This is a genomic window from Protofrankia sp. CiP1_Cm_nod2 (genome assembly GCF_920664355.1).
Classification (GTDB): Bacteria; Actinomycetota; Actinomycetes; order Frankiales; family Frankiaceae; genus Protofrankia.
In genome coordinates this window covers 5,976-16,707 of the sequence record NZ_CAKKTL010000080.1, presented here as the reverse complement: position 1 = coordinate 16,707, position 10,732 = coordinate 5,976, and the positions used below count along the sequence as shown (strand labels likewise).

General features: G+C 73.9%; 11 protein-coding genes. 5 read left to right on the top strand and 6 right to left on the bottom strand.

Translation table 11 applies throughout. The features are described 5' to 3' along the window. The first annotated feature begins 89 nt into the window (after positions 1-89). Both NBW84_RS11215 and NBW84_RS11210 read left to right on the top strand, forming a co-directional pair. Positions 90-1,007 (top strand): ABC transporter permease, encoded by a 918-nt coding sequence (locus tag NBW84_RS11215; RefSeq protein ID WP_445548692.1) that lies wholly within the window; start codon positions 90-92, stop codon positions 1,005-1,007. A gap of 98 nt (positions 1,008-1,105) precedes the next feature. Beyond that, positions 1,106-2,224 (top strand): sulfate/molybdate ABC transporter ATP-binding protein, encoded by a 1,119-nt coding sequence (locus tag NBW84_RS11210; RefSeq protein ID WP_445548465.1) that lies wholly within the window; start codon positions 1,106-1,108, stop codon positions 2,222-2,224. Between the two features lie 178 nt (positions 2,225-2,402). On the opposite strand, the gene NBW84_RS11205 is transcribed toward NBW84_RS11210, so the two are convergent. The 4 genes from NBW84_RS11205 to NBW84_RS11190 form a co-directional block, all read right to left on the bottom strand. Beyond that, positions 2,403-2,606 (bottom strand): cold-shock protein, encoded by a 204-nt coding sequence (locus tag NBW84_RS11205; protein ID WP_250284305.1) that lies wholly within the window; start codon positions 2,604-2,606, stop codon positions 2,403-2,405. 650 nt (positions 2,607-3,256) lie between these two features. Beyond that, on the bottom strand, positions 3,257-4,216 hold the full coding sequence (locus tag NBW84_RS11200; protein ID WP_250284303.1) for a VWA domain-containing protein: 960 nt from the start codon (positions 4,214-4,216) through the stop codon (positions 3,257-3,259). After that, the gene (locus NBW84_RS11195) at positions 4,213-5,232 is read right to left on the bottom strand and encodes a DUF58 domain-containing protein (RefSeq protein WP_250284322.1); all 1,020 of its coding nucleotides are present in this window, start codon (positions 5,230-5,232) and stop codon (positions 4,213-4,215) included. Before NBW84_RS11195 ends, NBW84_RS11200 begins: the two co-directional genes overlap by 4 nt. Before the next feature lie 182 nt (positions 5,233-5,414). After that, positions 5,415-6,581, bottom strand: coding sequence for an AAA family ATPase (locus NBW84_RS11190; protein WP_250284302.1), 1,167 nt, complete (start codon positions 6,579-6,581; stop codon positions 5,415-5,417). A 349-nt stretch (positions 6,582-6,930) separates the two neighbouring features. On the opposite strand from NBW84_RS11190, the gene NBW84_RS11185 reads away from it, so the two are divergent. Both NBW84_RS11185 and metF read left to right on the top strand, forming a co-directional pair. Next, a complete protein-coding gene (locus NBW84_RS11185) occupies positions 6,931-7,623 on the top strand; it encodes a DUF4097 domain-containing protein (protein WP_250284300.1) in 693 nt (230 codons plus the stop codon). Between the two features lie 213 nt (positions 7,624-7,836). Continuing rightward, positions 7,837-8,739, top strand: coding sequence for a methylenetetrahydrofolate reductase [NAD(P)H] (metF, locus tag NBW84_RS11180; protein WP_250284297.1), 903 nt, complete (start codon positions 7,837-7,839; stop codon positions 8,737-8,739). A 164-nt stretch (positions 8,740-8,903) separates the two neighbouring features. Here the strand turns inward: metF and NBW84_RS11175 are convergent, their stop codons facing one another. Next, the gene (locus tag NBW84_RS11175; protein ID WP_013874333.1) at positions 8,904-9,152 is read right to left on the bottom strand and encodes a hypothetical protein; all 249 of its coding nucleotides are present in this window, start codon (positions 9,150-9,152) and stop codon (positions 8,904-8,906) included. A gap of 263 nt (positions 9,153-9,415) precedes the next feature. Between NBW84_RS11175 and NBW84_RS11170 the strand changes: the two genes are divergently transcribed. Beyond that, a complete protein-coding gene (locus NBW84_RS11170; protein ID WP_250284296.1) occupies positions 9,416-9,559 on the top strand; it encodes a hypothetical protein in 144 nt (47 codons plus the stop codon). A gap of 74 nt (positions 9,560-9,633) precedes the next feature. Here NBW84_RS11170 and NBW84_RS11165 read toward each other — a convergent pair whose 3' ends face one another. Next, a complete protein-coding gene (locus tag NBW84_RS11165; RefSeq protein ID WP_445548462.1) occupies positions 9,634-10,242 on the bottom strand; it encodes a GNAT family N-acetyltransferase in 609 nt (202 codons plus the stop codon). Positions 10,243-10,732 lie beyond the last annotated feature (490 nt).

The window sequence follows — 10,732 nt, the reverse complement described above, 5'->3', positions numbered from 1 at the left end:
TCCGGTGGGTCCGGTACCGCCGGGGCGTTCCACGACGGGGCCGGGTGCCCCGCCGCGACGTGAGCCGGATCTCCTCGGTCGCCGGCCGCCTGCGCCGGCCCCGCTCTCGCGTCCCTGCCCCGTCCGTTGCCCCGTCCGTTGCCCCGGCGACCGGCCCGGCGACCGGCCCGGTCCGGCATCACGGCCAGGCCAGGACGGGCCGGCCGCGGGGCCGGGCCGGCGGGCGGGTACCGGTTCCGCTGGCCGTCGCCGGTGGCGTCGCCCTCGTCTTCCTCCTGCTCCCGCTGGCCGGGCTGCTCGTGCGGGTGCCCTGGCGCGGCCTGCCGCGGCTGCTGGCCGAGCCCGGGGTGCGCGAGGCGCTGCGGCTGTCCCTGCTGACCGCGACCATCGCGACCGTGCTGTCGCTGGCGGTGGGTGTGCCGCTGGCCTGGTTGCTGGCCAGGGCGGACTTCCCCGGCCGTGGGCTGCTACGCGCGGTGATCACCGTGCCGCTCGTGCTGCCGCCCGTGGTCGGTGGGGTGGCGCTGCTGCTGGCCTTCGGGCGGCGGGGCATCGTCGGCCGTTACCTCGACAGCTGGTTCGGGATCACCCTCCCGTTCACCACCGCCGGGGTGGTCGTGGCGGAGGCGTTCGTGGCGATGCCGTTCCTGATCGTCGCGGTCGAGGGGGCGTTACGCTCGGCGGACCGGCGCTTCGAGGATGCCTCCGCCACCCTTGGCGCGAGCCGGTGGGTGACGTTCCGCCGGGTCACCCTCCCGATGATCGCACCGTCGCTCGGCGCGGGCGCGGTGCTGTGCTGGGCACGCGCCCTCGGCGAGTTCGGGGCGACGATCACTTTCGCCGGCAACTTCCCGGGCACCACCCAGACGATGCCGCTGGCGGTCTACCTCGCCCTGGAGACCGACCCGGACACCGCGGCCGCCCTGTCCCTGGTCCTGCTCGCCGTGGCCGTGGCCGTCCTGGCCCTGCTCCGGGACCGCTGGCTGCGCCCGGGGACGGCCCTGTGAACCCGGTGGGCGGGCCCGGCGGGCGGGACGGGGTGGTGGGCCTGCCCGGCGGGCGGGACGGGCCGGTGGGCCTGCCCAGCGGGCGGGACGGGCCGGTGGTGGGCGGGCCCGGCCCGTCCGACGGCGGTGGCGGATCCGATGACGGCGCGTTGCTGGCCCGTCTGCTGGTGCGGCGGGCCAGCGGCTTCACCCTGGACGTGACGCTGACCGCAGCGAGCGGGACGACCGTCGCCGTCCTCGGGCCCAACGGCGCGGGCAAGACCACCCTGCTGCGGGCGCTGGCCGGGCTGCAGCCGGTCGACGCGGGCCGGATCAGCCTGGGCGGCCTCGTCCTGGACGACCCGGCGGCGGGGATCTTCGTCCCGGCGCAGCGCCGCACGGTCGGGATGGTCTTCCAGGACTATCTGCTGTTCCCGCATCTGTCCGCGCGGGACAACGTCGCCTTCGGGCTGCGTTGCCGGGGGATCCCCCGGGCCGCCGCCCGGGCCGCCGCACTGCGCTGGCTGGAGACGTTCGGGCTGGCCGAGTTCGCCGCCCGCCGGCCCGGGGCGCTCTCCGGCGGGCAGGCCCAGCGGGTCGCGCTCGCCAGGGCGCTCGCCGCCGGCCCGAAGCTGCTGCTGCTGGACGAGCCGCTGGCGGCGCTGGACGCGGCCACCCGGCTGGCCGTCCGGGCGGACCTGCGCCGTCGGCTCAGCGGCTTCGACGGCCCGTCCGTGCTGGTGACCCACGACCCGATCGAGGCCATGGTGCTGGCCGACCACGTCGTCATCATCGAGGCCGGACGGGTGGTGCAGCAGGGCCCGCCGGCCGAGGTGGCCCGCCGGCCCCGCACCGACTACGTCGCCCGGCTCGTCGGGCTGAACCTCTACCGGGGGGAGGCCGGGGCGGGGGCCGTGCGGCTGCCCGGCGGCGGCACGCTCACCGTCGCGGACCGGGCGATCACCGGCCCGGTGCTGGCCGCGCTGCGGCCGTCCGCGGTGATGCTCGGCGTCGTCGAGCCGCACGGCAGCGCCCGTAACACGCTGGCCGGCCGGGTCACCGGGCTGGAGCTGCTGGGGGACCGGGCCAGGGTCGCGCTGGACACGAACCCCGCCCTGCTCGCCGACGTCACCCCCGCCGCCCTGGCCGAGCTGCGGCTGGAGCCGGGCTCGCGGGTCTGGGCGTCGTTCAAGGCGACGGACATCGAGACCTACCCCGACGACGCCCACGGCCCCTGACCGGCCTGGTGACGGCACGAGGCGACCAGCCCTGTGAACGGGCCCGAGGCCAGGGCCGGAGCCGGTCGGCCGGCCGGTCGGTACGGGACGAGCCCCGCACCATGACCGGTACGGGGCTCGTCTCACACATGTTCCTACTGCTGCCCACGGTCACGCTGAGCCGCGTGACCGTCGGTGATCAGAGCGGTCGGACGTTCTCCGCCTGCGGGCCCTTCTGGCCCTGAGTCGTGTCGAACTCGACCCGCTGGTTCTCTTCCAGGGTCTTGTAGCCGGTCGTCGCGATCGCGGAAAAATGCACAAAGACGTCCGGACTGCCACCGTCCGGGCTGATGAACCCGAAACCTTTCTCTGCGTTGAACCACTTCACAGTGCCCTGAGCCATTCGAGGATCCCATCGCCACGCAAGTCGACACGCGCGAGTGCGCGCGCCGGATCTCCACCCTCTCATGCCGGACGCACGGACCGACAGGCGCCCACCGTCACACGCCCACATCGGGTGACGCGGAGCTGGCCGGCGAGGCGGCGGACGGCGGTTCTGGGCGGCTGCGCCAGGCTCCCGCGGCTGCTCCGACGGCTGCCCGAGACCGGGGACGTGGCGGCGGGCACGGACGGCGCGACCGCCGCCGGGACGACCGCCGCCGGGACGACCGGCGATGGCCGCGCCCGGCGCATGGTGGCCCAGTACCCGCCGAACGGCTCAATACCTGGTAATCGGCCTACCGGCAGAGACCACCGGTAAACCGGGGATCGGCGCGTTCCGCCCCGCGGCGGACAGGCCCTGGCCCGGGCTCGGGTGGCATCACAGTCGCACCGGCACAGTCGCACCGGCGTCCCGGCCGGCCGCGGCCCCGACTTTCCCGCCACCACGGCGGCCCGGCACAGCGGCCCCAGTCCCTGGCCCGGATCGGGGATCCGGTCGGCGGGCCGTGCCCCGGGCGGCTCCGGCAGCCCTGAGCCCGGCAGGCCCCGGGTATCGCCGGTCGTGGATGCACCGGCCGGCGATACTCAGGGCAGCCGGGAGGAGGCCGATACTCAGGGCAGCCGGGAGGAGAAGGCCACCGACCCGGCCGCGGCCGTCAGCCCCAGCGCCAGGGACAGGCCGACGAACCAGGTGGTGACCTCGTGGAACTCGTTGCGGTAACCGATGGAACTGCCGAGGTTCTCGTACACCGAGCGCAGCTCGTCCCCGGAGGAGGCCCGGTGGTAGGAGCCGTCGGTCGCCCGCGCGATCTCGCGCAGCGCGTCCTCGTTGACCGGGACGGGGATCTCCTGGCCACCCACGTCGAGGCTGCCGTCCGCGGTGCCGTAGGCGATCGTGTCGACCGGCACCCCGGCGTCCCGGGCGGCCTGGGACGCCTGGGCGTTCGGGCGTCCCCGCTGGGTCTCCCCGTCGGAGAGCAGCACGATGGCGGCCGGCGGCGGCGCCCCGCCGTCCGCGGCGAGCTGTTCCCCGGCGGTGGTGATGGCCTGCAGGCCGGCGAAGATGCCCTCCCCGATCGCGGTGGACGGGCCGAGCTGCAGCCCGCGGATACCGGACCGGACGGCCTGCCGGTCGGTGGTCGGCGGGACGAGGAGCGCCGCCGACCCGGAGAACGACACCAGCCCCAGGTTGATCCGCGGTGGGAGCTGGTCGATGAACGCGTCGGCGCCGTCCTTGGCCGCCGCGAGACGGTTGGGCGCGACGTCGGTGGCGGCCATCGAGTTCGACACGTCGATCGCCAGAATGATCGTCGCGCGCTCGCGGGGGACCCGCCGGGCCTGGGCCGGCCGGGCGAGGGAGAACACCATGGCGGCCAGCGTGAGCAGCAGCAGGGCCGCGGGCAGGTGCCGGCGCCACCACTGCGGCCGCCGGGGCAGCACCGACGCCAGCAGCCCGACCGAGGTGAAGCGCGCCGCGTAGGCCTTCCGGCGCAGCGACATCACGATGTAGGCGGCGGCGATGGCGCCGACCGCCGGCAGCAGCCACAGCCAGTGGCCGGCGAGGAAGGTCATCGGCCGGCTCCGGCGGGAGGTACGGCGACCGGTGGGCGCCTGGCGGCGCCACGGCCGCGGCGGGCGGCCAGGACGAACCGGACGATGTCGGTGAGCCAGTCGGAGTCGGTCCGCAGGACGAGATGGCCGGCGCCGGCCCGGCGCAGCGCCGCGTCCACCTCCCGGCGGTGCGCCGCGGCGGCCCGGGCGTAGGAGTCGCGCAGCCGGCGGGAGGAGGTGGGCACCGTCAGGGTGGCGCCGGTCTCCGGGTCGACCACGTCGAGCAGCCCGACGTTGGGAAGCTCGAGCTCACGCGGGTCGACGACCTCGACGGCGAGCACCTGGTGCCGGCCGGCGAGCGCGCGCAGCGGCCGTTCCCAGGACAGGTCGACCGAGAGGAAATCCGAGATCACGACGACCATCCCGCGGCGCCGGGGCGGGTTGCGCAGCCCGTTCAGGGCGGCGGCGAGATCGGTCGTGCCCGTGCCCGTGCCCGGGGCCGGGGCCGGGGCGGCGGGGGAGCGGCGGGCCGGACGGTCCAGCGCGGTCCGCGGCGCCGCCAGCAGTGTGCGCAGCAGCGCCCGCAGGCCGTCCCGGCCGGTGCGGGCGGGGACGAGCCGCGGCCCGTGGCCGGTCGTCAGCACCACCGCGCCCAGCCGGTTGCCGCTGCGTGCCGTCAGGTAGCCTATGGCGGCCACGGCGGCGATCGCGAGGTCGCGCTTCTCCAGCCTGGCGGTGCCGAACTCAAGGCTCGCCGTCAGGTCGACGAGCACCCAGGTCTCCAGCTCACGGTCGGCGACGAGGTCATACACGTGCGGGACGGTGGTGCGGGCCGTGACCGCCCAGTCCATCCGCCGCACGTCGTCCCCGACGTGGTAGGTGCGGCTTTCGGCCTTCTCCGTCCCCGAGCCGGGCACCAGGCCCAGGTGGTTGCCGAGCAGCAGGCCGTCCAGCCGGCGGGTGACGGTCAGCTCGAGGCGGCGCAGGGTCCGTTCGATCGCCGGATCCGCCGCTGCCGCCCCGGACCCACCCGGCATGGGCTGTGCCGGCTGGACGGGCTGTGCCGGCTGGACGCCGTGGCCGCCGGTCCGGCTCGTCCCGCTGGCCGCGCCCGTCCCACCGGGCATACTCGCGTCCGTCCCGCCGGGTGTTGCCGGCGTGCCTGCTCTGCCGCCGCGGCGTGGCCCGGGAGCGGGCCGTTGCGTTGGCTGGTTCACTCTCACGCCGACGTTTCCTGGCCGAGGTACTCGGGGAATCCGTGCGGGTTGGTGGTCCAGTGCCCGGGATAGTCCTGCTGACGGGGCGTGACCCGGGGGGGGCGGGTGCCGTGCAGGATCCGTTCGGCGATGGCCCGCGCGGACAGCCCCTCCGCCAGCGCCTCGTAGGACAGCACCAGCCGGTGCGGCAGCACGTCCGGCGCGACCGCGGCGACGTCGTCCGGCACGACGTAGTCCCGGCCGCGCAGCATCGCCAGCGCCCGGGCCGCCGCGACCAGGCCGAGCGACGCGCGCGGTGACGCGCCGTAGGCGAGATGGCCGGCGAGTTCGGGCATTCCGAACTCCGCCGGCGCCCGGGTCGCCAGCACCATGCGGACCGCGTAGTCGGCGATCGCGTGGTGCACGAACACGTCGGTGGCGCGCTCCTGCAGCTTGATCAGCGTGGGCGGGTCCAGGACGCGCTCGGCCCGGGGTGGCTGCGTGCCCATCCGTCGGACGATCTCCAGCTCCTCGTGGCCGCTGGGATACGGCACGTCCACCTTCATCAGGAACCGGTCACGCTGCGCCTCCGGGAGCGGGTACACCCCTTCGGACTCGATCGGGTTCTGCGTCGCCAGCACGAGGAACGGCACCGGCAGCCGGTGGGTGACGCCGCCGAGGGAGACCTGTCGCTCGGCCATCACCTCCAGCAGCGCCGACTGCACCTTGGCGGGCGCCCGGTTGATCTCGTCGGCGAGGACGAAGTTCGCGAAGATGGGCCCCAGCTCCACATCGAAGGCCTCCCGGGTCTGCCGGTAGACCCGGGTGCCGATGATGTCGGAGACGACCAGGTCGCTGGTGAACTGGATACGGGTGAACGTCCCTCCGACCACCGTGGCGAGGGTCTGGACGGCGAGGGTCTTGGCCACCCCCGGCACCCCCTCCAGCAGGCAGTGGCCGCGGGCGAGCAGCGCCACCAGCATCCGCTCGACCATGTGGTCCTGGCCGACGATCACCTTCTTGACCTCAAAGAGAGCGCGTTCGAGATGGTCGGCGTCGGTGGCCGTGTCCGGGCTGGCGAGGGACGCCTCGCCGCCCGCCGCGGGCTTCCCCTCCTGGCCGTGCTCGGGTGCGCGTGTCCCGGATCCGTCCGGGGCGCGCGCACCCGAGCGTGTGAGCCGTTCGTCCATGAGCTGTAGTCTCGCAGCCAGCGGCCGGAATCGAGACTTCAAGCCGAACTCGTCAGCCTGTCTGAACAATGAATTAAGGCGAATTAAGACGAATGAAGGTGGATCCGGGGCTTCCGTCCCGGGACGGAAGCCGGCTCGCCCGGTGCCTTTCCGCGGGACCGGGGCCGCCGGAGCCGTCCTGGATGATCACTCTGGCCGCCCGGATGCCGGGCCCGACCGGTACCGTTCCCAGCGTGCCAACCACCCCCGTCGGCGGAACCCATCCCATCGACGAGCCCCTTTCCCCTGCTGGGAGCCGTCTTCTCGGTGGGAGCCGTCCTCTCGGCGCGGCGTGTGGCGGGGAGGGCCGATGACGGACGTCCTCGTGGCCGTGGCCGCCGTCGTCCTGCTGGGCGCGGCCGGCTACGGGCTCGTGCTGCCGCGACGGCCGCCGCGCGAGACCAGCCAGACGGCGGGCGGGGTGAGCGCCGTCGAGATCCGGCTGGCCGCCGGGCGGGTCGAGATCGCCGAGGCCGACCGGGCGGACGCCCGGGTGGCGATGACCGTCCGCCGGCGCGCCGGCCGCTCGCGTCCGGCCCTGGAACAGGCCGGGGAGCTGCTGCGCGTCGACGGGCGCACCAGCGAGGCCCGGGTCCGGCTGACGCTGCCGCGGGCGACCCGGGTCCGGGCCGAGGTCCGCCGCGGGGAGGTGACCCTGTGGGGCTCGGACGGCGACCTCGTGCTCATCACCGACACGGGCACCATCGCCGGGCGGGAGCTGGGCGGGAGCGGTGTCGCCGCGCGCAGCCGCACCGGTGACGTCGTCCTGCACTTCGCCCGTCCCCCCGGGAAGGTGGCGGCGTACAGCGACAGCGGGGCGGTCACGGTCGTCCTGCCGGGTGGGCCGTACGCGGTCGACGTCGAGTCCGCGGATCCCGGCGCGGACTCGGTCACCCTGGATGTTCCGGTCGATCCGGGGGCGGCGCGGACGGTGTCGGTCCGCAGCCGGTCCGGCCGGGTGCGGGTGTGCGCCCCGACGCCCCAGGGCCCGGTACGGCTGTAGGCCGTGCCACAGGCCGAGCGGCGAGCGGGACGCGGCCTACAGGGTGTGGCGTGCCGTGGGGACGGCCGCCTCGTCCGGTCGTCTCAGCCGGATGGCTCGTCCGGATGGCTCGTCCGGATGCCTTGTCCGGATGCCTTGTCCGGATGCCTGTCGTGAACAGGACGTGTCCGGTTGTGCCGGGTCCGGCGCCTGACAGGGCTTACCCTCAGGGGTATGGCAGCGGTCAGGAGCGTCGTGGCGACCCGGGGGCTGACCGTGCGGGACTGTCTCGCCTCGGGCCGGCCGTCGTTCTCGTTCGAGTTCTTCCCGCCGCGGACCCCCGAGGGGGAACGCCACCTGTGGACGGCGATCAGGGAGCTGGAGCCGCTGCGGCCGTCCTTCGTGTCGGTCACCTACGGCGCGGGCGGGTCGACCCGGGCCGGCACGGTGCGGGTCACCGAACGTATCGCGATGGAGACGACCCTCACGCCGATCGGTCATCTCACCGCCGTCAACCACTCCGTCACCGAACTGCGACAGGTGATCGGCAGCTACGCCGGCGCCGGGGTACACAACGTCCTGGCGCTACGCGGCGACCCGCCCGGCGACCCGCAGGGGGAGTGGATCGCCCATCCCCAGGGGCTGCGCCACGCCGAGGAGCTGGTACACCTCGTCCAGTCGCTCGGCGACTTCTGTGTCGGGGTCGCGGCCTTCCCGGACCGCCACCCCCGCTCGCCCGACTTCGACACCGACGCGCGCTACCTGGTACGCAAGCTCACCGCCGGCGCGGACTATGCGATCACCCAGTTCTTCTTCGACGCGGACGCCTATTTCCGGCTGGTCGACCGGGTCCGCCGGCTCGGCTGTGAGGCGCCGATCATTCCCGGGGTGATGCCGGTGACCAACGTCGCGCAGATCGAGCGGATGGCGAAGCTGTCCGGGGCCGCGTTCCCCGCGGACCTGGCCAGGCGGCTGCACGCGGTGGCCGACGACCCGGCGGCGGTGCGGGCGGTCGGGGTGGAGGTCGCCGCCGACCTGTGCGAGAAGCTGCTCGCCGGTGGCGCGCCCGGCATCCACTTCATCACGTTGAACCGTTCCACCGCGACACGGGAGGTGTTCCACTCGCTACAGCGATGATCCGCCCACCACGGCGGCGACCCGCCTTTCACGGTGACAGCCGTGTCTACTCACCCGGACGTGTCGGGTGCGGCGGCCTGCCAGCTGTGGTGATCCTCGGGCCACCGGCCGCAGGGGGCGCGCGCTCCCCTGGGCCCAGTCGTCCCGTCGTCGTCAGTGATCTTTTAGTCGTTGTCCTCGTAGGCGTCGAAGACGCACAACAGCCATTCGTCCCGGAAGGGCTGCTCGCGCACGAGCGCGAAGCCGGCCAGGTTCGCCGCGTCCACCACGGCCGCCACCAGGTTGAGGTCCAGCGTGCCGAACACGGGGGTGATACGCACCGCGACCACCACCTGGTCGCGTTCGGTGTTGAAGACCGCTGTCGGGTCGAGGTCGTCGAGTGTCTCCACGACCAGTGGTGCATGCTTGGTCACCGGTTTCTCCTGCGGCCGCCCCCTGGCGGCCCTCGAAGGGCTGACGGTTGTCGGTAGTCCCGGTCGTCATCAGACGACGGAACGATACGCAGCAGGCATGATGCTCCGATGACCGCCCCGGTGCCGACCGGGCAAGCTGTCGCAAGACGTGGCCGGACCTACATGACAGTCATACTTCCACGAAACGCCCGTACGGGCCCGGTGCCGGCGAAGACAGCGGGCTGGCGCGGGCTCTCTCGCAGCTCCCGGGAGTCGCGGTCATCGTGGGCCTGGGCTTCCTGCTCCTGCGCCTGGCCTTCCGCAGCGTGGTCGTGCCGCTGACTGCTGCGATCATGAACCTGGTGGCCGCGGCGGCGGGCCAGGAACGGCCACAAGCGCGGACCCGGACCGTCCTCCGGCCGCGCTGATCTTCGTTCGGCCTTCCCCCCGGGCGCCGGAGCCCGCAGGGGCCCGCTGGACCAGCTCGGTTTTCGGGAGGCTCTCAGATGACGCGGGCCTGCCGGTGGTTGTCGCCGGGGCCGTGGGCGGGCCGCTGCTCGGCCGAAGGGGACGAAGGCCGCTCCTGGGCCGGCTCGGCGGGGGTGAGGCGCTTGCCCAGCACCGCGTATTCGATCCAGCTTCCCGGAAATCGAAAATTCGACAGTAGCGGAATGAAGCCCTCGCTGGCATACAGCCGTCGAGCCCTGCTGTCGGGTAGTTCCAGGGCGGACAGCGCGGCTGTCTGTTCCGGTGCCTCCCGCAGCAGTTCCCGCAGCAGACTGCGTCCCACCCCCCTGCCCTGGAACTCCGGCAGGACGTGGAGCTCGACGATCTCCAGACAGTCGCCGAGCCAGGTCACGGCGTCCTCGGGCCCCAGCGCGTCACTGACGACGTCGTGCCACCACTGCCCCTTCAGCCCCGGCAGGGCGTAGGTGAAGCCGACCAGGCGCTCGTCGGGGAGAAGGGCCGCGACCGCTCGCAGATCCCGGCGGTCGGCGTGCCGGCGGGCGTGCATGGTCCGTTCGATCGCCGCCCGCGCCGGGTCGGGCTCGTGGAAGTCCAGAAAGGCGGCCTTGTAGACGGCGATGACATCGGTCAGCCGGGCACGCATCCGCGCGGGTGTCCAGCGGATCAGCCTGATGTTCTCCACCAAGCCTGCCTCCTCGCGCTTTCGTTCCTGCCCCGGGCAGGCTGCCTGCCCGGGTGGCCTGTCTACCCGCGTCGATTACCGGCCACGCCTGGGCCGTGTCAGTCCCCTATACCATCTGAGGTCACTGACGATAACGGGTGCTCGGGGCGTTGCGCCCGACTCGGTCCGGATGAGGGCCTGTCGGTGAATCCTGTACGGTGCGGTGGCAGCGTGCCATATGCCAGGTGTTCCTGGTGGCCCGGGGCGTTCTCGCCGCCCGAGCCCCGCGTGGCCCGGCCTCGCCCGATCCTCGCTGTCGTGAAACAGACGGCCGGGCCGGCAGGGTTGCCGCGGCACAACCGCCGCTGACTCCGGTCGTCTGACCTACCGCCCGCTCGCCGGCTGGGTGACCGCGACCAGATGATCCCTGGCCGGGCCGGCCAGGTGCGCGGCCCCGGAGCCGGCCACCGGG